This window comes from uncultured Polaribacter sp., assembly GCF_947501385.1.
Lineage (GTDB): Bacteria > Bacteroidota > Bacteroidia > Flavobacteriales > Flavobacteriaceae > Polaribacter.
Map to the genome: position 1 here is coordinate 357,618 of NZ_CANMVP010000001.1, position 20,072 is coordinate 377,689.

General features: G+C 33.8%; 16 protein-coding genes and 5 tRNA genes. All 21 read right to left on the reverse strand.

Going from position 1 to position 20,072, the window contains the following annotated elements; translation table 11 throughout:
• Window positions 1-76: 76 nt before the first annotated feature.
• A complete protein-coding gene (gene rpoC / locus Q0998_RS01210) occupies window positions 77-4,351 on the reverse strand; it encodes a DNA-directed RNA polymerase subunit beta' (protein WP_299665063.1) in 4,275 nt (1,424 codons plus the stop codon).
• A 63-nt stretch (window positions 4,352-4,414) separates the two neighbouring features.
• A complete protein-coding gene (rpoB, locus tag Q0998_RS01215; protein ID WP_299665066.1) occupies window positions 4,415-8,224 on the reverse strand; it encodes a DNA-directed RNA polymerase subunit beta in 3,810 nt (1,269 codons plus the stop codon).
• 146 nt (window positions 8,225-8,370) lie between these two features.
• Window positions 8,371-8,745 carry a 50S ribosomal protein L7/L12 gene (gene rplL, locus Q0998_RS01220; RefSeq protein ID WP_299665069.1) on the reverse strand — a complete coding sequence of 125 codons (375 nt, stop codon included), beginning with the start codon at window positions 8,743-8,745 and terminating at the stop codon, window positions 8,371-8,373.
• Between the two features lie 50 nt (window positions 8,746-8,795).
• Window positions 8,796-9,314 (reverse strand): 50S ribosomal protein L10, encoded by a 519-nt coding sequence (gene rplJ / locus Q0998_RS01225; RefSeq protein ID WP_299665072.1) that lies wholly within the window; start codon window positions 9,312-9,314, stop codon window positions 8,796-8,798.
• A gap of 19 nt (window positions 9,315-9,333) precedes the next feature.
• Window positions 9,334-10,023, reverse strand: coding sequence for a 50S ribosomal protein L1 (rplA, locus tag Q0998_RS01230; RefSeq protein ID WP_299665075.1), 690 nt, complete (start codon window positions 10,021-10,023; stop codon window positions 9,334-9,336).
• A 20-nt stretch (window positions 10,024-10,043) separates the two neighbouring features.
• Entirely contained in the window at window positions 10,044-10,481 is a 438-nt protein-coding gene (rplK, locus tag Q0998_RS01235; RefSeq protein WP_065318950.1) for a 50S ribosomal protein L11, read from the reverse strand.
• A 71-nt stretch (window positions 10,482-10,552) separates the two neighbouring features.
• A complete protein-coding gene (nusG, locus tag Q0998_RS01240) occupies window positions 10,553-11,104 on the reverse strand; it encodes a transcription termination/antitermination protein NusG (protein WP_299665086.1) in 552 nt (183 codons plus the stop codon).
• 2 nt (window positions 11,105-11,106) lie between these two features.
• Window positions 11,107-11,304, reverse strand: coding sequence for a preprotein translocase subunit SecE (gene secE, locus Q0998_RS01245; RefSeq protein ID WP_299665089.1), 198 nt, complete (start codon window positions 11,302-11,304; stop codon window positions 11,107-11,109).
• 77 nt (window positions 11,305-11,381) lie between these two features.
• Window positions 11,382-11,453: transfer RNA gene (locus tag Q0998_RS01250), tRNA-Trp, on the reverse strand.
• Window positions 11,454-11,530: 77 nt separating this feature from the next.
• Entirely contained in the window at window positions 11,531-12,718 is a 1,188-nt protein-coding gene (tuf, locus tag Q0998_RS01255; RefSeq protein WP_299665091.1) for an elongation factor Tu, read from the reverse strand.
• A gap of 61 nt (window positions 12,719-12,779) precedes the next feature.
• Window positions 12,780-12,852: transfer RNA gene (locus Q0998_RS01260), tRNA-Thr, on the reverse strand.
• A 20-nt stretch (window positions 12,853-12,872) separates the two neighbouring features.
• A tRNA-Gly gene (locus Q0998_RS01265) sits at window positions 12,873-12,945 on the reverse strand.
• Between the two features lie 13 nt (window positions 12,946-12,958).
• Window positions 12,959-13,040: transfer RNA gene (locus Q0998_RS01270), tRNA-Tyr, on the reverse strand.
• Window positions 13,041-13,202: 162 nt separating this feature from the next.
• Window positions 13,203-13,276, reverse strand: a tRNA-Thr gene (locus Q0998_RS01275).
• Between the two features lie 106 nt (window positions 13,277-13,382).
• Window positions 13,383-13,691: a ribosome-associated translation inhibitor RaiA gene (raiA, locus tag Q0998_RS01280; RefSeq protein ID WP_299665093.1), complete on the reverse strand. Its 309-nt coding sequence runs from the start codon at window positions 13,689-13,691 to the stop codon at window positions 13,383-13,385.
• A gap of 3 nt (window positions 13,692-13,694) precedes the next feature.
• A complete protein-coding gene (locus Q0998_RS01285; RefSeq protein WP_299665095.1) occupies window positions 13,695-14,585 on the reverse strand; it encodes a tyrosine-type recombinase/integrase in 891 nt (296 codons plus the stop codon).
• A gap of 179 nt (window positions 14,586-14,764) precedes the next feature.
• On the reverse strand, window positions 14,765-14,962 hold the full coding sequence (rpsU, locus tag Q0998_RS01290; RefSeq protein ID WP_026777225.1) for a 30S ribosomal protein S21: 198 nt from the start codon (window positions 14,960-14,962) through the stop codon (window positions 14,765-14,767).
• A 371-nt stretch (window positions 14,963-15,333) separates the two neighbouring features.
• Window positions 15,334-16,500: an acyl-CoA dehydrogenase family protein gene (locus Q0998_RS01295; RefSeq protein WP_299665099.1), complete on the reverse strand. Its 1,167-nt coding sequence runs from the start codon at window positions 16,498-16,500 to the stop codon at window positions 15,334-15,336.
• A gap of 23 nt (window positions 16,501-16,523) precedes the next feature.
• On the reverse strand, window positions 16,524-17,417 hold the full coding sequence (locus Q0998_RS01300; RefSeq protein WP_299665102.1) for a helix-hairpin-helix domain-containing protein: 894 nt from the start codon (window positions 17,415-17,417) through the stop codon (window positions 16,524-16,526).
• A gap of 9 nt (window positions 17,418-17,426) precedes the next feature.
• Window positions 17,427-19,028, reverse strand: coding sequence for a sodium:alanine symporter family protein (locus tag Q0998_RS01305; protein ID WP_299665105.1), 1,602 nt, complete (start codon window positions 19,026-19,028; stop codon window positions 17,427-17,429).
• Window positions 19,029-19,115: 87 nt separating this feature from the next.
• Entirely contained in the window at window positions 19,116-20,015 is a 900-nt protein-coding gene (locus tag Q0998_RS01310) for an SDR family oxidoreductase (RefSeq protein ID WP_299665107.1), read from the reverse strand.
• Window positions 20,016-20,072 lie beyond the last annotated feature (57 nt).

Consider the following 20,072-nt stretch of genomic DNA (forward strand, 5'->3'; position numbering starts at 1 on the left):
TAAATTATAAACCTCTCGACTGCGCTCGAGGAGACATAAAAAAAGCCTCTAAAATTTAGAGGCTTTTCATTTTATATTAGAAACTTTGTTCTATTTCATCTTTTGGTCCAACCAAAATTTTATCATAAGCTCTCATTCCTGTTCCTGCTGGAATTTTCTTACCAACAATTACATTTTCTTTTAAGCCTTCTAAAGTATCTATTTTACCACTTACAGCAGCTTCATTTAATACTTTTGTAGTCTCTTGGAAAGAAGCTGCAGAAATAAACGATTTGGTTTGTAGTGATGCTCTTGTAATACCTTGTAAAACTTGTTCAGCTGTTGCTGGTTTTGCATCTCTAGCTTCCACTAAATTCTTATCGTTTCTTCTTAGTAAAGAATTTTCATCTCTTAATTGACGAGCAGATACAATCTGTCCTTCTTTTAAGTTTTCTGAATCTCCTGCATTTTCAACAACTTTCATTCCGTAAATTGCGTCATTGTCTTTGATAAAGTCAATTTTATGAATTAATTGATTCTCTAAAAATAAAGTATCTCCAGAATCTATAATCTTCACTTTACGCATCATTTGACGTACCACAACTTCGAAATGCTTATCATTAATTTTCACACCCTGTAAACGATATACTTCTTGTATTTCATTTACTAAGTATTCTTGAACTGCAGACGGTCCTTTAATTCTTAAAATATCTGAAGGAGTTGTTGCTCCGTCTGATAATGGCATGCCTGCTTTGATAAAGTCATTTTCTTGAACTAAAATCTGGTTCGAAAGTTTTACTAAATACTTGCTAATGTCTCCAGTCTTAGATTCAACAATAATTTCTCTATTACCACGCTTAATTTTACCAAAAGATACAACACCATCAATTTCTGAAACAACAGATGGGTTAGAAGGGTTACGTGCTTCGAATAACTCTGTTACACGCGGTAAACCTCCAGTAATATCTCCTGCTTTACCAGATTTTCTTGGTATTTTAACTAAAGTATGTCCTTGCTCAACAGCGTCTCCATCACTTACCATTAAGTGTGCTCCAACAGGTAAACTATAAGAACGTAATGCATTACCATCTTTATCTTCAATAATTAATGAAGCAATGATTTTTTTGTTCTTAGAATCGGTCATTACTTTCTCTTGGAAACCAGTTTGCTCATCAACTTCAACAGAGTAGTTCATACCTTGTTCTAAGTTGTCAAACTTCACTTTTCCAGCAAATTCAGAAACAATCACACCGTTAAATGGATCCCATTGTACAATTACATCTCCTTTTTTGATCGATTTTCTTTCTTTATCAAAAATAACAGAACCGTAAGGTATAATGTTTGTACTCTGCGTAATTCCTGTCTTCTTATCTATAATTTTAATTTCTGCTGTTCTAGAAATAACAATGTCAGTATCCTTACCATCATTATCTTTCCCAACTACAGTTCTTAAATCTTCTATCTTAACAGTTCCATCAAACTTAGCTATTAACTTATTGTCTTCAGAAATGTTCCCTGCAACCCCACCAACGTGGAATGTACGAAGTGTTAACTGTGTACCAGGCTCTCCAATAGATTGTGCTGCAATGACACCCACTGCTTCACCAATTTGTACTTTATTAAGAGTCGATAAACTTTGGCCATAACATTTTGCACAAATACCTTTTGAAGATTCACATGTTAATGCAGATCTTACTTGTACTCCATCAATACCAGAAGCTTGAACCGCTTGTGCTAATTGATGTGTAATTGGTTGATTTGCTGCTATAATTAGTTCGTCTGTTAAAGGATGATAAACATCTTGTAAACAAACACGTCCTTCAATTCTATCTGCTAAAGATTCTACAATCTCATCATTTTTCTTTAAGGCAGCAACCTCTAACCCTCTTAACGTACCACAATCTTCTTCATTAATGATCACATCTTGAGAAACATCAACCAATCTACGTGTTAAGTACCCTGCATCTGCCGTTTTTAAAGCGGTATCTGCCAATCCTTTACGCGCACCGTGTGTAGAGATAAAGTATTCAAGAATAGATAAACCTTCCTTAAAGTTAGAAAGAATAGGATTCTCAATAATTTCACCACCTCCAGCAGTAGACTTTTTAGGTTTTGCCATCAATCCACGCATACCAGTTAACTGACGAATCTGTTCTTTAGAACCCCTTGCACCAGAATCAAGCATCATATATACTGAGTTGAAACCTTGTTGGTCTTCACGTAAATTTTTCATAGATAATTCAGTTAATCTGTTATTGGTAGATCCCCAAACATCAATTACCTGATTGTAACGCTCTTTTTGCGTTAACATACCCATGTTATAATTTCCTACAATGATGTCCACTTCTTTATTAGCTTTATCAATCATAGATTGTTTTTCAACTGGAATAATAATATCCCCTAATGAAAATGATAAACCACCTTGGAAGGCAAATTTATATCCCATGTTTTTTATCTCATCTAAAAATTCACCTGTTGTAGGAATGTCTGTAGCTTTTAAAATACCACCAATAATTCCACGTAAGTTCTTTTTAGTCAATACTTCATTAATATAACCAGCCGCAGGAGGTACAACTTCATTAAATAAAACTCTACCAACTGTAGTTTTTATAATTTTAGTTACTTGCGCTCCGTTCTCGTCAATATCTTGAGTTCTTACTTTAATACCAGCATTTAAGTCTACCATTTCTTCGTTAAAAGCAATGGTTACTTCTTCAGGTGAATAGAAAGTTAATCCTTCTCCTTTAATTGGTACTGTTGGAGTAGAAATTCTTTCTTTTGTCATATAGTATAAACCCAATACCATATCCTGAGAAGGAACTGTTACTGGTGCACCATTTGCAGGATTTAAGATATTATGAGAAGCCAACATTAATATTTGTGCTTCTAAAATAGCTTCTGGCCCTAATGGTAAGTGAACCGCCATTTGATCTCCATCAAAATCGGCATTAAATGCAGAACAAGAAAGTGGATGTAATTGAATTGCTTTTCCTTCAATTAATTTTGGCTGAAATGCCTGTATACCTAGTCTGTGTAAAGTAGGTGCTCTGTTTAATAAAACAGGGTGTCCTTTAATTACATTTTCTAAAATATCCCAAACAACGGGTTCTTTTCTATCTATTATTTTCTTAGCAGATTTTACTGTTTTTACAATGCCTCTTTCAATTAATTTTCTAATTACAAAAGGCTTGTACAATTCAGCTGCCATATCTTTTGGGATACCACATTCTGATAGTTTTAATTCTGGCCCCACAACAATTACAGAACGTGCTGAATAATCTACACGTTTTCCTAATAAATTCTGACGGAAACGTCCTTGTTTCCCTTTTAAAGAATCTGATAAAGATTTTAAAGGTCTGTTAGACTCTGTTTTTACTGCAGATGATTTACGTGTGTTGTCAAACAATGAATCTACAGATTCTTGTAACATACGTTTTTCATTACGTAAAATAACTTCTGGAGCTTTAATCTCAACTAACCTTTTTAAACGGTTATTTCTGATAATTACTCTTCTGTACAAATCATTTAAATCTGAAGTCGCAAAACGACCTCCATCTAAAGGAACTAAAGGACGTAATTCTGGCGGAATTACAGGCACAGCCTTCATGATCATCCACTCAGGATTGTTCTCTCTGTTCTTTTGAGAATCTCTAAATGCTTCCACAACATTTAAACGCTTTAATGCTTCCGTTTTACGTTGTTTAGACGTTTCTGTATTTGCTTTGTGTCTTAATTCAAAAGACAATGCTTCTAAATCGATACGTGCTAACAAATCAATTAGACATTCAGCTCCCATTTTAGCGATAAACTTATTTGGGTCTGTATCGTCTAAATACTGATTTTCAGCTGGAATTTCATCAACGATATCTAAATATTCTTCTTCCGTTAAGAAATCCATTTTTTGTAATGGTTCTCCTTCTGGACCTTTAGCAATACCAGGCTGAATTACTACGTATCTTTCGTAGTAAATAATCATATCTAACTTTTTAGATGGTAAACCTAAAAGGTATCCCATTTTGTTAGGCAATGATCTAAAGTACCAAATATGAGCAACAGGAACTACCAAGTTGATATGTCCTACTCTATCTCTACGTACTTTTTTTTCCGTTACTTCTACTCCACATCGATCACAAACAATTCCTTTGTAACGAATTCTTTTGTACTTTCCACAAGCACATTCATAATCCTTTACAGGACCAAAAATACGCTCACAAAACAAACCATCTCTTTCTGGTTTATGGGTACGGTAATTTATTGTTTCTGGTTTTAAAACTTCACCTTTAGAAATTTCTAGAATCGCTTCTGGTGATGATAAACCAATTGAGATTTTGTTAAACTTTTTTACAGTGTACTTCTCTTGTTTTCTTGCCATTATATTTCAAGTATTTACTTTACACAAGGGGTTTAAACCCCTTGCAAAGCCCTGTGTAAATTATTATTCTTCTAATCTAACGTCTAAACCTAAACCTTTCAGTTCATGCATTAATACGTTAAATGATTCTGGTAAACCTGGTTCTGGCATCGCTTCACCTTTTACAATACTTTCGTATGTTTTAGCTCTACCCATCACATCATCAGATTTTACAGTTAAGATTTCTCTTAAGATACTAGAAGCACCATAGGCTTCTAATGCCCAAACTTCCATCTCTCCAAAACGCTGTCCACCAAATTGTGCTTTACCACCTAATGGCTGTTGTGTAATTAATGAATATGGTCCTATAGAACGTGCATGCATTTTATCTTCAATCATATGTCCTAACTTAATCATATAAATGATACCAACCGTTGCTGGCTGATCGAAACGTTTTCCTGTTCCACCATCATATAAATAGGTATGTCCAAATCTTGGTACACCAGCTTCATCTGTAATTCCGTTGATCTGGTCTAAAGATGCTCCATCAAAAATTGGTGTTGCATACTTTGTTCCTAATTTCTGACCTGCCCAACCCAAAACAGTTTCATAAATCTGACCAATGTTCATACGAGATGGTACACCTAACGGATTTAAAACAATGTCTACTGGAGTTCCGTCTTCTAAGAAAGGCATGTCTTCTGCTCTTACAATACGCGCAACAATACCTTTGTTTCCATGACGACCTGCCATTTTATCACCTACTTTTAACTTCCGTTTTTTAGCGATGTAAACTTTAGCTAGTTTTAAAATTCCTGCTGGTAATTCATCACCTACAGAGATTGTGAATTTTTGACGACGTAAAGAACCTTGTAAATCGTTTACTTTGATTTTATAATTGTGAACTAATTCACCTACCAAATCATTCAACTCTTTATCTGTTGTCCAAGAACCTGTTAAATGCACATAGTCATCAACAGAATTTAACATTTTAAGTGTGTACTTTTTACCTTTTGGTAAAACTTCTTCACCTAAATCATTATAAACGCCTTGAGATGTTTTTCCACTAATTAACGTAAATAACTTCTCAATTAAATCATCTTTTAAACTTTCAAACTTTCCAATAAAAGAAGCTTCTAAAGTAGCCACTGCTTCTTTATCTCTTAATCTCTTGTTCTTATCTTTTACAGCTCTTCTAAATAATTTTTTATCAATTACTACACCTCTTAATGAAGGTGACGCTTTTAAGGATGCATCTTTTACATCACCGGCTTTGTCACCAAAAATTGCACGTAATAATTTTTCTTCTGGAGTTGGATCAGATTCTCCTTTTGGTGTAATTTTACCAATTAAGATATCACCAGGATTTACTTCTGCTCCAATACGAATCATTCCATTTTCATCTAAATCTTTTGTAGCTTCTTCAGAAACGTTAGGAATATCATTCGTTAACTCTTCAGTTCCTAATTTGGTATCTCTAACATCTAAAGAATACTCATCAATATGAATAGATGTAAATATATCTTCACGAACTACTTTTTCTGAAATTACAATCGCATCCTCAAAGTTATACCCTTTCCAAGGCATAAAGGCTACTTTCATATTTCTTCCTAAGGCTAATTCACCTTTTTGTGTCGCATACCCTTCGCACAGCACTTGTCCTTCAGAAACTCTATCACCTCTTTCTACAATCGGCTTTAAGTTAATAGACGTTCCTTGATTGGTTTTTCTAAATTTAATTAAGTTGTAAGAAACTTCATCAGATTCAAAACTTACTAGTTTTTCTTCGTCAGTTCTATCGTACTTAATGGTAATTTTATTTGCATCTACATATTCTACAACACCAGCTCCTTCTGCATTTATTAAAATACGAGAATCTTTTGCAACTCTACGTTCTAATCCTGTTCCAACAATTGGAGATTCTGGACGTAGTAATGGCACTGCTTGACGCATCATGTTAGATCCCATCAATGCACGGTTGGCATCATCATGTTCTAAGAAAGGAATCAAAGATGCTGAAATTGATGCAATCTGATTTGGAGCAACATCCATATATTGCACTTCTTGCGGAGTTACCACAGGAAAATCACCACCTTCTCTAGAAATTATCTTTTCTGCCGTAAAAGTTCCTTTTTCATCAACTGCAACGTTAGATTGCGCAAAACGCATACCTTCTTCTTCTTCTGCACTTAAATAAGTTGGTTCTTCATTTGCTACAACACCTTCATTCACTTTTCTATATGGCGTTTCAATAAACCCTAAGTTATTCACTTTTGCAAATACTGCTAAAGATGAAATTAAACCAATGTTTGGTCCCTCTGGTGTTTCAATTGGACATAAACGACCGTAGTGTGTATAATGTACATCACGTACCTCAAAACCTGCTCTTTCTCTTGATAAACCACCTGGTCCAAGTGCAGATAATCTTCGCTTGTGCGTAATTTCTGCTAGTGGATTGGTTTGATCCATAAACTGAGATAATTGATTCGTTCCGAAGAATGAATTAATTACAGATGATAATGTTTTTGCATTAATTAAATCGATGGGTGTAAACACTTCATTGTCACGTACATTCATACGCTCACGAATTGTTCTAGCCATACGCGCTAAACCTACACCAAATTGACCTGCTAATTGCTCACCAACAGTTCTTACACGTCTGTTCGATAAATGGTCAATATCATCAACTTCTGCTTTAGAGTTGATCAACTCAATTAGATATTTAATAATGGTAATGATATCTAACTTTGTTAAAACTTTTTGATCTATTGGTTCATTTAACTGAAGCTTCGTGTTCATTCTAAAACGCCCCACTTCACCTAAATTATAACGTTGTTCAGAAAAGAATAACTTATCTATAATTCCTCTTGCAGTCTCCTCATCTGGCGGTTCTGCATTACGTAATTGTCTATAGATATGCTCTACTGCTTCTTTTTCTGAATTTGTAGGATCTTTTTGTAATGTATTATGAATAATCGCATAATCTGCCATGTCGTTATCTACTTTGTGAAGTAAAATCGTCTTAGCACCTGCTTCTATTATTTCATCTATATGTTCTTTGTCTAAAATAGTATCACGATCGAAAATAATTTCATTTCTCTCAATAGATACAACTTCACCAGTATCTTCATCTACAAAATCTTCATGCCAAGTTTTTAAAACTCTAGCAGCCAATTTGCGACCTAATACTTTCTTTAATCCAGCTTTAGAAACTTTAATTTCTTCTGCAAGATCAAAAATTTCTAAAATATCTTTATCTCTTTCAAAACCAATGGCTCTGAATAATGTTGTTACTGGTAATTTTTTCTTTCTATCAATATAAGCATACATTACTTGATTGATATCGGTAGCAAATTCTATCCAAGATCCTTTAAAAGGAATTACTCTTGCAGAATATAACTTTGTACCGTTTGCATGGAAAGATTGCCCAAAAAATACACCAGGAGACCTGTGTAATTGAGAAACTACCACACGCTCTGCACCATTAATTACAAAGGTACCAGAGTTTGTCATATAAGGTATTGTACCAAGATACACATCTTGAACAATTGTTTCGAAATCTTCATGTTCCGGATCTGTACAATATAATTTTAGACGCGCTTTTAAAGGCACACTGTGTGTAAGACCTCTTTCGATACATTCTTGAATAGAATATCTTGGTGGGTCTACAAAGTAGTCTAAAAATTCTAATACAAATTGATTTCTTGTATCAGTAATTGGAAAGTTATCCATGAAGGTTTTGTACAAACCTTCTTCACCTCTTTCTTCTGCTTTTGTTTGAAGTTGGAAAAAATCTTGAAAAGATTTTACCTGAATATCCAAAAAGTCTGGATATTCCTTAATCATTTTAGAAGTAGCGAAGTTGATTCTTTCAGTAGTGTTTTTCGTTGCCAAAAGAGAATATTTTTTTGATTAAAATCTTAATTAAAATAAAGAACGAATATATACACAAAATGGTTTAGGACTAAAAACGAATGTTCTTAGTGCCTAAACCTAAATTTGTTTTCCCGTTTTGATGATTCAAACTCGGGAGTAAAAGCTTACTTAAGCTCTACCTCAGCTCCAGCTTCTTCTAAAGATGCTTTAAGACCTTCAGCCTCATCTTTAGTTACACCTTCTTTTACTGCTGCTGGTACGCTATCTACAATACCTTTAGCTTCTTTCAATCCTAAACCAGTTAATTCTTTAACTAATTTTACAACTGCTAATTTAGAACCACCTGCTGCTGTTAAGATAACATCAAATTCAGTTTGCTCATCTGCTGCGTCATCACCTCCTGCTGCTGGTCCCGCTACTGCTACTGCTGCTGCTGCTGGCTCAATACCGTATTCATCTTTTAAGATAGTTGCTAATTCATTAACTTCTTTTACTGTTAAGTTAACTAATTGTTCTGCGAAATCTTTTAAATCTGCCATTTTACTTGTTTTTAAAAATTTTGTTTATTATAGTTTATTTGTGCGCGTGCTTATTTTTCAGATAATGTCTTAATAATACCTGAAAGTGTTTGTCCACCTGATTGTAATGCCGAAATAACATTTTTAGCAGGAGACTGTAATAATCCAATGATTTCACCAATAAGTTCTTCTCTAGATTTAATATCTACTAAAGCATCTAATTGATCATCACCAATATAAATAGACTCTTCTGCAAAAGCCCCTTTTAATAAAGGTCTATCTTTAGATTTTCTTCTGAACTCTTTGATTAATTTTGCAGGAGCATTTGCTGCTTCTGAAATCATCATCGAAGTATTTCCTTTTAATACTGTTGGTAAGTCTCCAAAATCTTTATCTGAAGCTTCCATTGCTTTTGCAAGTAATGTATTCTTTACAACTGATAACTGAACACCTGCTTTAAAACAAGCTCTACGTAAGATTGATGTAGTTCCTGCATCTAATCCAGATATATCTGCTAAATATAATGTATTAGTATCTGCTAATGTTGCTGTTAAATCTTGTATTACTTGTGATTTCTCTTCTCTAGTCATAATTATAAGTTTTAACGTATTAAACAGATTTAAACTCAACGGCTACACTAGGACTCATCGTACTAGACATAAAAACACTCTTTACATAAGTACCTTTAGCAGTTGTTGGTTTCAATTTCATTATTGTTTGTAATAATTCGTTTGCATTTTCCTCAATCTTCTTCGCATCAAAAGATACTTTTCCAACTGCAGCATGAATAATACCAGTCTTATCAACTTTAAAGTCAATTTTACCAGCTTTCACATCTTGAACGGCTTTTGCAACATCCATTGTTACCGTACCCGTCTTTGGGTTTGGCATTAAACCTCTAGGACCTAAAACTCTTCCTAAAGGACCTAATTTTCCCATTACACTAGGCATGGTAATAATTACATCTACATCTGTCCAACCTCCTTTAATTTTCTGAAGGTATTCATCTAATCCAACATAATCTGCACCTGCTGCTGTAGCTTCTGCTTCTTTATCTGGAGTTACTAATGCTAAAACTTTTACGTCTTTACCAGTTCCATGAGGTAATGTTACTACACCTCTCACCATTTGATTCGCTTTACGTGGATCTACTCCTAAACGTATTGCCATATCTACAGATGCATCGAACTTTACATTAGTAATGTCTTTGACTAGCGCTGAAGCAGCTGCTAAATCATAAGATTTAGAGCTATCTAACTTTGCGTGTGCTTCTTTTTGCTTTTTTGTTAATTTTGCCATTTTACTACTTTTTATAAAGTTTATGCTGGTGCATTACCTTTTACTGTTAAACCCATAGAACGTGCTGTACCTGCAATCATACGCATTGCTGAAGAAATTTCAAAGGCATTTAAATCTACCATCTTATCTTCTGCAATTACTTTAATCTGATCCCAAGTAACGGATGCTACTTTTTTCCTGTTAGGTTCTCCTGAACCTTTTTTAATTTTGGCCGCTTCTAGTAACTGGACTGCTGCAGGAGGAGTTTTTACGACGAAATCGAATGATTTGTCTTTGAAAACAGTAATAACAACAGGTAAAACTTTACCTTGTTTGTCTTGCGTTCTTGCATTAAACTGTTTACAGAACTCCATAATGTTAACACCAGCAGCACCTAAAGCGGGTCCAACCGGCGGCGATGGATTCGCTGCGCCTCCCCTTACTTGTAACTTAACTACTTTACTAACTTCTTTTGCCATTTTAAAAATGTTTAATGATTTGTTTTAATTTTGGAAGCATCAAAACAGATCGGTATATATTTGTGTAACAATTATATCTTTTCTACTTGCATATAACTTAACTCTAATGGTGTTTTTCTTCCGAATATTTTCACCATTACTTCAAGTTTACGCTTTTCTTCGTTTACTTTTTCTATTGTTCCGTCAAATCCATTAAAAGGACCGTCTACAACTTTTACAGTTTCACCAATGTTAAATGGTATGGCAACGTTTTCATCTTGAATAGACAATTCATCTACCTTACCTAACATTCTGTTTACTTCAGCTTTTCTCATAGGAACGGGTTCACCACCTTTTGTTTCTCCTAAAAAACCAATAACACCTGTAATGGCTTTTATTACGTGAGGTACTTCTCCTGAAAGATTTGCCTCTACCATAATATAACCAGGAAAATAAACTTTTTCTCTGTTTACTTTCTTTCCGTTTCTAATCTGAATAACTTTCTCAGTTGGAACGATTACCTGACTTACATAATCAGATAAACCTACTCTAGAAATTTCTGTTTCTATATAAGCTTTCACTTTATTTTCTTGTCCTCCAATGGCTCTAACAACATACCATTTCATTACTGAATCAGCTGCCATTATTAATTAGATTTAAACATTTCGAAAAAGTTATCTAATCCAGTTTGAAAAACATAGTCTATACCAGCAACTGCCAATGCAAACAAAATTGTAAATACCGCTACAGTTACAGTTGTTTTTTGAGCATCTTCCTTCGAGATCCACGTCATGTGGTTACTTAACTCATCAAAAGAATCTTTGATATATTGTATAAAGTTCATCTTACTTTTATTTTTATGTAGCTTAAAATTATCTTCAACTTTTGCATCAGATAAAAAAACTCACATTTTATTTTTTGCACGGGCGGAGAGATTCGAACTCCCGACAGCTGGTTTTGGAGACCAGTGCTCTACCGCTGAACTACGCCCGTTTCTTATTCATTGATAAAGGCATCACGCTATAAGCGTGATACCTTTTATATGTATCAATTAAAAAACTAATTTAATGTTAGTCTAATAATTCAGTTACCTGACCTGCACCTACTGTTCTACCACCTTCACGGATAGCGAAACGTAAACCTACATTTAATGCAATTGCTTGAATTAAGTCTACAGTAATTGTTAAGTTATCTCCTGGCATTACCATCTCAACACCTGAAGGCAAATTGATAGTACCTGTTACATCTGTAGTTCTCACATAGAACTGTGGACGATAGTTGTTATGAAATGGAGTGTGACGACCACCTTCTTCTTTCTTCAAAACATAAACCTCTGCTTTGAATTTAGCATGTGGAGTTACAGAACCTGGTTTACAGATTACCATTCCTCTTTTGATATCTTCTTTTGCAATACCTCTTAATAAGATACCTGCATTATCTCCAGCTTCACCTCTATCTAAAATTTGACGGAACATTTCGATACCCGTAATAGTAGATGTCATTTTCTCTGCACCCATACCAATAATATCAACAACATCTCCTGTATTAGCAATTCCAGTTTCGATTCGTCCAGTTGCTACTGTACCACGACCTGTAATTGAAAACACATCTTCAACAGGCATTAAGAAATCTTTATCAATTTCTCTTAATGGCTCTTCGATCCATACATCAACAGCTTCCATTAATTCTAAAACAGAATCAACCCATTTCTGTTCACCATTTAATGCTCCTAAAGCAGAACCAGCAATTACGGGACCATTATCTCCATCATATTCATAGAAAGAAAGTAATTCTCTTACTTCCATGTCTACCAATTCGATTAATTCTTCATCATCAACCATATCCACTTTGTTCATGAAAACAACCATACGAGGAATACCAACTTGGCGTCCTAAAAGGATGTGCTCACGAGTTTGTGGCATTGGTCCATCTGTAGCAGCAACAACTAAAATTGCACCGTCCATTTGAGCAGCACCTGTTACCATGTTCTTTACGTAATCCGCGTGACCTGGACAGTCAACGTGAGCGTAATGACGGTTTGCAGTTGCATATTCTACGTGAGAAGTATTAATTGTAATACCTCTTTCTTTTTCTTCTGGAGCGTTATCAATCTGATCGAAAGATTTTGCTTCTGAAAAACCAGCATCGGCTAATACTTTAGTAATAGCCGCAGTTAAAGTAGTCTTACCGTGATCTACGTGTCCGATAGTACCAATGTTTAAGTGTGGTTTCGAACGGTCAAAAGTTCCTTTTGCCATAATTATTAATTTTAATTCTTAGTTTAAATATATTTAGTGTCTAATAATACGTATTTAATTGAGCCAGCGATGGGATTTGAACCCACGACCTCATCCCTACCAAGGATGCGCTCTACCAACTGAGCTACACCGGCTTAATTGGACTTTTTTTTTGAGCGAAAGACCGGGTTCGAACCGGCGACATTCAGCTTGGAAGGCTGACGCTCTACCAACTGAGCTACTTTCGCAAAATGTAAATTGTGGGGAGAGCAGGATTCGAACCTGCGAAGACGTAGTCAACGGAGTTACAGTCCGTCCTCGTTGGCCGCTTGAGTATCTCCCCTTTAATTTACTATTTTAATGAACTTATTCTGTTTTTTAGAGCCGATGGAGGGACTCCTTTCGACTTCGCTCAAGATAAACCTGTCTGCCGACAGGCAGGCTTCTCGTCCCAATTGATTATTTATTATATCAATCAATTCTTGATGCGATTTTTACTTTTTTGAGCCGATGGAGGGACTCGAACCCACGACCTGCTGATTACAAATCAGCTGCTCTAGCCAGCTGAGCTACATCGGCTGTTTTATAAAAAAACAATCCGCTATTTCTAACGGATTGCAAATGTATAAAGTTTTTTTATATTCTAAAACTTTTTTATAATATTATTTCTCTTTTTTTTCTCTTTTTATGAAATCAAAGAATCTCTATGCTTTTCTTTAGATCTTTTTAGTTGTCTTTTTAGATTATCTACCGCAGCATTAATGCCTTCTTCAAAGGTTTTTGTTTCTCTTTTTACAATTAATTCACTACCAGGAATGTTAATTTTTATTTCTGTTATTTTATTTTCTTTGTCGCTAGTATTCTGAACTTTTAAGAATACTTCTGCATCTACTATTTTATCGTGGAACTTTGTTAGCGTTGAAACCTTCGTTTCTGTAAATTTCATTAATTGACTATCTGCATTAAAATTTACTGATTGTGTAAATACTTTCATGAATTATTCTTTTTTATTGCTTCTAGGGTGAGCTTGGTTATACACTTTTTTAATTGCATCAAGGCTATTGTGCGTATAGACTTGTGTAGAAGCTAAAGAAGAGTGCCCTAGCAGTTCTTTAACCGAATTTAAATCTGCCCCCTCATTTAAAAGATGTGTTGCAAAAGAATGTCTTAATATATGAGGACTCTTTTTTACTTTTGAAGAGACTTGACTAAAGTAAGAATTTATAATTCTGTAGACAAGTGTTTCATATAGTTTATTTCCTTTTGAAGTAATTAAAAGAAATTCTGAAGTAATTTTTTTTTCTATTTTTAAGTTTAAATATGCTGTTAAAGTCTCTAGAACCGAAGTAAGTATAGGTACAAGTCGCTCTTTATTTCTTTTTCCTAAAACTTTAATGGTTCTATCGGAAAGATCTACATCACTATTTTTAATATGAATTAATTCAGCTCTTCTAATTCCTGTTGAATACAATAATTCTACTAATAATTTATTTCTTATGGAATCAAAATCTTTCTGCTGGTCTATATTTTTAATTACAGAATTAATTTCTTTTGCTGTAAAAGGAACTTGCACCCTCTTAGCTACTTTAAGTGCTCTATGTTTTGCAAGTGGATTGCTCTCTATTTGCGCTGTCTTCTGAAGAAATTTATAAAATGACTTTAGCGAACTTACTTTTCTATTGATACTATTATTGGAGATATTTGAATTTACCAAACAAACCATCCAACTTCTTACTTGGGCATAATTTATTTCTGTTAAGTCTTGTGCATCATATTCTGTTTCACAAAAATCTTTAAATGCAATTAGATCCGTTTTATAGGCAGTAATGGTATGCTTAGAATATTGTTTTTCTAAAGAGAGGTATTCTAAAAAGGAATTTATGAGCATTTTTTATACTTTCTTAATTCAAATTTAGTGAATTTAGCGCATAAAAAAACTCGCAACATCTAAATGTTACGAGTTTTATGATTTGAAAGGTATCTATTGACGAGATTCCGCTTTTCAGCGGAATTAATTCAACTTACCATTTTTACTGCGTCTTTCAGACTTGTAAAAATTGAGTTTCATTAACCTACTTCTTCCTGTGTTCTTAATCTTTGAACGTAAGACGCTTTAATTCTTTGAGCTCTTTTCGCTACAGAAGGCTTTGTAAAGTTTTTTCTGTTACGCAAGTTTTTCATAGTCTTTGTACGATCAAACTTTCGCTTGTAACGTTTTAAAGCTCTATCGATATTCTCTCCTTCTTTGATAGGTATAATTAACATAAGTTGGCACCTCCCTTCATAGTATCTTTATATTTTGAATAGCTCTATAAACTATTGGTTTATTTTTTGGACTGCAAATGTAATTACAAATTATGAAATAACAATTGCGAAATTAATTTATTTTGTAATTAGTGGTTTGTGGTTTGTTAGCCAAAATGAAAATTCTCTGAATTTCAAACTTGAACTTTGAAACTAAAAACTATGTGGCGGGTTTATATTCCTTACCGTCTATGATCATTTTTGCAATAATTGGAAATGATTTTTGCAAAAATAACAATCAAAAAACTATGTGGCGGGTTTATATTCCTTACCGTCTATGATCATTTTTGCAATAATCGGAAATGATTTTTGCAAAAATAACAATCAAAAAACTATGTGGCGGGTTTATATTCCTTACCGTCTATGATCATTTTTGCAATAATCTCTTTTAAGATTTCAGAAGTTCCACCTCCAATAGGTCCCAATCTACTATCTCTTAGTAAACGTGCCATCGGATATTCTTCCATATAACCATAGCCTCCTAATAATTGAAGTGCGTCATAAATAACTTCGTCTGCCATTTTTGTAGATAATAATTTAGACATACTTGCTTCTTTTACAACGTAATCTCCTTGGTCTAATCTTTTGGTAATTGAATAGTTATATTCTTTACACATGTCTACTTTACTAGCCATTTCTGCCACTTTATGTCTTAGTGCTTGAAATTTGTCTAAAGATTTACCAAACGCAACTCTTTCTTGCATGTAGTCGATTGCATAGTCTACTGCAAATTCTGCTCTTGCATGGGCATTCACACCCATAATTAGACGTTCTAAAGCAAAATGTTGCATAATGTAAGGGAAACCTTTTCCTTCTTCTCCCATTAAATTTTCTGCTGGAATTTCTACATTATCAAACGCAATTTCTCCTGTGTCTGAAGCTCGCCAACCTAGTTTATCTAACTTGGTTGCTGAAATTCCTGGAGTATCTCTATCGACAATAAGAATACTAATTCCCTTGTATTTATCTGAAGGGTCTGTTTTTGCGGCAACGATTAAATAATCTGAATAGATTCCGTTTGTAATAAAAGTTTTAGAGCCATTTAAAATGTATTTGTCTCCTTTTTTTATAGCAGTAGATCGCATGCCTGCAACATCACTTCCACCAAAAGGTTCTGTAATACACAAACAACCAATTTTATCTCCTTCTACACTTGGTACTAGGTATTTTTGTTTGGTCGCTTCGCTTGCTTCTTTGTTTAAATGCGTCATCGCCAAAAATTCATGTGCCCACATAGCTGCTGCGAATCCGCCAGAATTTATTTTTTGCATTTCTTCTAAGAAAATAACCGTATAAAAAAGATCTAAATCTAAACCACCGTATGCTTCTGGTGTGCAAAGACCAAAATATCCCATTTCACCAAACTTCTTCCAAATAAAGCGTTCAATGGTTCCTGTTTTTTCCCATTTATCTATATAAGGAACTACTTCTTTCTGTAAAAAATCTTTAAAACTTGCACGAAAAGATTCATGCTCTTCAGTAAAATACATACTGTTCATATCTGGGTTCGAATTTGAGTTGTTTATTCAGCCACCAAATATAAGACTATTCTATCATACTTGTCTAAAGGAAAACTCTTGATATTTTTTAATTCTGATATATTTTGAAGTTCTGCAACTTCATCTCTATATTCAAAAATTTTCTTACATAATTCATAATCTATATATGGATTTTTCAAGAGTTCTTTGAAGGTTATGGTATTGATATTGTCTTTTTTAATTATTGGTTTTTCTAAAATTTTAAAGGTCGCTATTACTTTTTTTGCGGTTTCTTTTTCTAAACCCCAAACTTCAAAAATTTGATTTTCAAATGAAAAACCCTGTAATTTAGAACGATACTTGATAATTCTTTCCGAAAGTTTTTCTCCTATTCCGTAAATAGCTTTTAAATCTTCTGTTGTAGCTTTATTAATATCTGTTGTAGATATTGTATGTTTTGGTTTACTTTTATAGAACTTCTCGATTCTGGTCGAAGAGACATATTTATTATCATGCTGTTTTACAATCCAATCTGGAAATTTAAAATAAGGAGAAATCTTATCTAGTAAGCTATCTGAAATTTTTGTCACTTGTTGAAATTCGTCTTTAGAATTGACAAACTTTCCTGTTTTTCTAAAGGTGAATAACCTGTCTATTTCATTTAAAGACATTCCTAATTGTGCTCCTTTGTAGTCTGTAATGTAATTAGGATTGAAAGGAAATATTTTTGGTCTTCTATTCGCTATCTCAATTTTTTTTAAACTATCGATCTGTTTATAAAAAGCGATGGTTTCGGCTGAATTTGCTGCGACCTTTTCCTTTGGAGAGAAATCAACAAAGACAATAATAACCTGTAAAATGAAGATGAGTATGGCCAATAGAAAAACCCCATTTCTTTGGCTTTTATGGTACCAGAAATGGGATTTAAATATGTTCATAATAAAGATTTACGCCTTTGAAGCCTTTGCTGCTTTTATGGCATTCTTGTATTTTACCAATTCTTCTTTCACTTTAGGTGCTAATAGCACTAGACCCACCATGTTTGGTACCATCATTGCAAAAACCATGGCATCTGAGAAACCAATCACAGAACCTAAACTAGCTGCTGCACCGATTACTACGAAAATACAGAAAATAATTTTATAGGTATATTCCATTTTTTTAGATCTCCCAAATAAATAAGCCCATCCTTGAAAACCGTAATAAGACCAAGAAATCATAGAACTAAAAGCAAATAATACAACTGCAATAGTTAATACATATGGAAACCATGAGATTGCTGATTCGAATGCGCCTGAAGTTAATAAAATTGCTTGTGCATCATTTAAAGATGCGTTTTCAGCTGCTACATTTCCAGTAATAATTAATACCAAAGCCGTCATTGTACAAACCACAACCGTATCAATAAAAGGCTCTAATAAAGCAACCATTCCTTCACTTGCTGCATATTTTGTTTTTACTGCTGAATGCGCTATAGATGCAGAACCAATACCTGCTTCGTTTGAGAAAGCAGCTCTTCTAAACCCTTGTACTAAAACACCCACGGCACCACCTGCAATTCCTTCTGGGCTAAATGCGCCATTAAAGATTTGTGCAAATGCATCGCCAATCATAGCGTAGTTTGCAAAAATTACAAACAATGAAGCCGCCACATAAATTGCGACCATAAAAGGAACAATCTTATCTGTTACTTTTGCTATTTTTTTAATTCCTCCAATAATTACAATTCCAACAAGAACCGCCATTATTAAACCAAATAACCATCCTTTGCCATGTAAAAAAGAAACGCCACCCATTGGAGTTGTAATATTTTCTACCAATTGAAAAGCTTGATTTACTTGAAACATATTTCCTCCACCAAAAGAACCTCCAATAACAAAAATTGCAAATAATACTGCTAAAACTTTTCCTAAGGGTTTTGATTTTAATCCTTTTGTTAAATAATACATTGGACCTCCATACACAGTTCCGTCAGCTTCAATATCTCTATATTTAACACCCAACGTACATTCTACAAACTTAGATGCCATTCCTAAGAAACCAGCAACGATCATCCAAAATGTAGCTCCTGCACCACCAATAGAAACCGCAATTGCAACACCTGCAATGTTTCCTAAACCTACGGTTGCAGATAAAGCCGCTGTTAATGCTTGAAAGTGTGATACTTCTCCTTCATGCCCTTCTACTCTAATGGTATCTGGGTTATCCTCTTCATCTGTAAATTTTGATTTTTCTATTTCTACCTTATGATCTTCTCTACCTTCTAATTCATCATATTTACCTCTTACAATATTTATAGATGTAAAAAAACCTCTAAAATTGATAAAGTTAAAATAAAATGTAAAGTACAATGCTCCTAAAATAAGTGGAAACAACACCCAATAAATACTAACGGTATCTGAAAAAGGAATTTGATAAAAAATTATATCAACAAACCAACCTGTTGCATTTCCAAAAGCTTCATCTATCTGTTCATCTAATCCTTTCTCTTGCGCAAATGTCAAAAATGGTATTGCTAAAAATAGCAACGAAAGCAGTTTTTTATTCATAATATAATTGATTATTTTTTTAATTAGTAGGTCGCAATATCATAAAAAAATGCTCCTTTAACAAGTTTTGTTTGATAAAACTATGTTTTAGGATAGGGTTTCTTTAAATATCTGCAAATCTTCTTGAAATGATTTTGGATAAAACTGCAGTTCTTTATTTGTCTTTGTCAAATCAAAACCAGTTTTAGCAGGTCTTGGAGCCGTCTGGTTTAAGGTTGCTGTTGAAATTGGTTTTATGAAACTTTTGTCTAAACTAAAAGCAACTGCAATTTGCTGCGCAATTTCATAAACGCTTAACAATTCTTTTGAAGATATATTAAAAATTCCAGTCGCTTTTTTATCCATAGAAATTTTACAAGCCATGGCTAAATCTTCTACATAGGTTGGCGCTCTAAATTGATCATCCACTATGGTAATTTCTTTTTGATCTTCCAACATTTTCTTTACCCAAAGTACAATATTACTTCTGCTCATATCAAACACTTGTCCGTAGACTAAAATGGTTCTTAAAATGGTAAAATCAATCTTTGAATTTATGAGAACTTCTTCCGATTTTAATTTAGAGACACCATAATGGCTCAATGGATTTGGAGCGTCTGTTTCTTTGTAGTTTCCTTTTTTACCATCAAAAATAAAATCGGTAGAAATATGAATCACGTGCGCATCAATGTATTTGGAAACTTCTGCTAGCCATTTTACAACTTCAATATTTAAAGTATCACAGGCAACTTTGTTATTTTCACAGGCATCGACGTTTGTCATTGCAGCTGTGTTTATAATAAAGTCTGGTTGAATTTCCTTAATTTGATTCTTCAATAAAACTTCGTCAGTAATGTCAATAGAAATGTATTTAAAATCTTTTCTTCCACTTCTGTTTTCTCCTTTAGAAAAACCAAAAACTTGGTATTTCGTATGTTCTTTTAACAATAACTTCAATAAAGATTGACCTAACAATCCGTTACTTCCTGTCACTACAACTTTTACCATTTGCATATTTAATTTGAGATTCCTGCCTGAGTTTATCTTGAGCGATAGCCGAAAGGC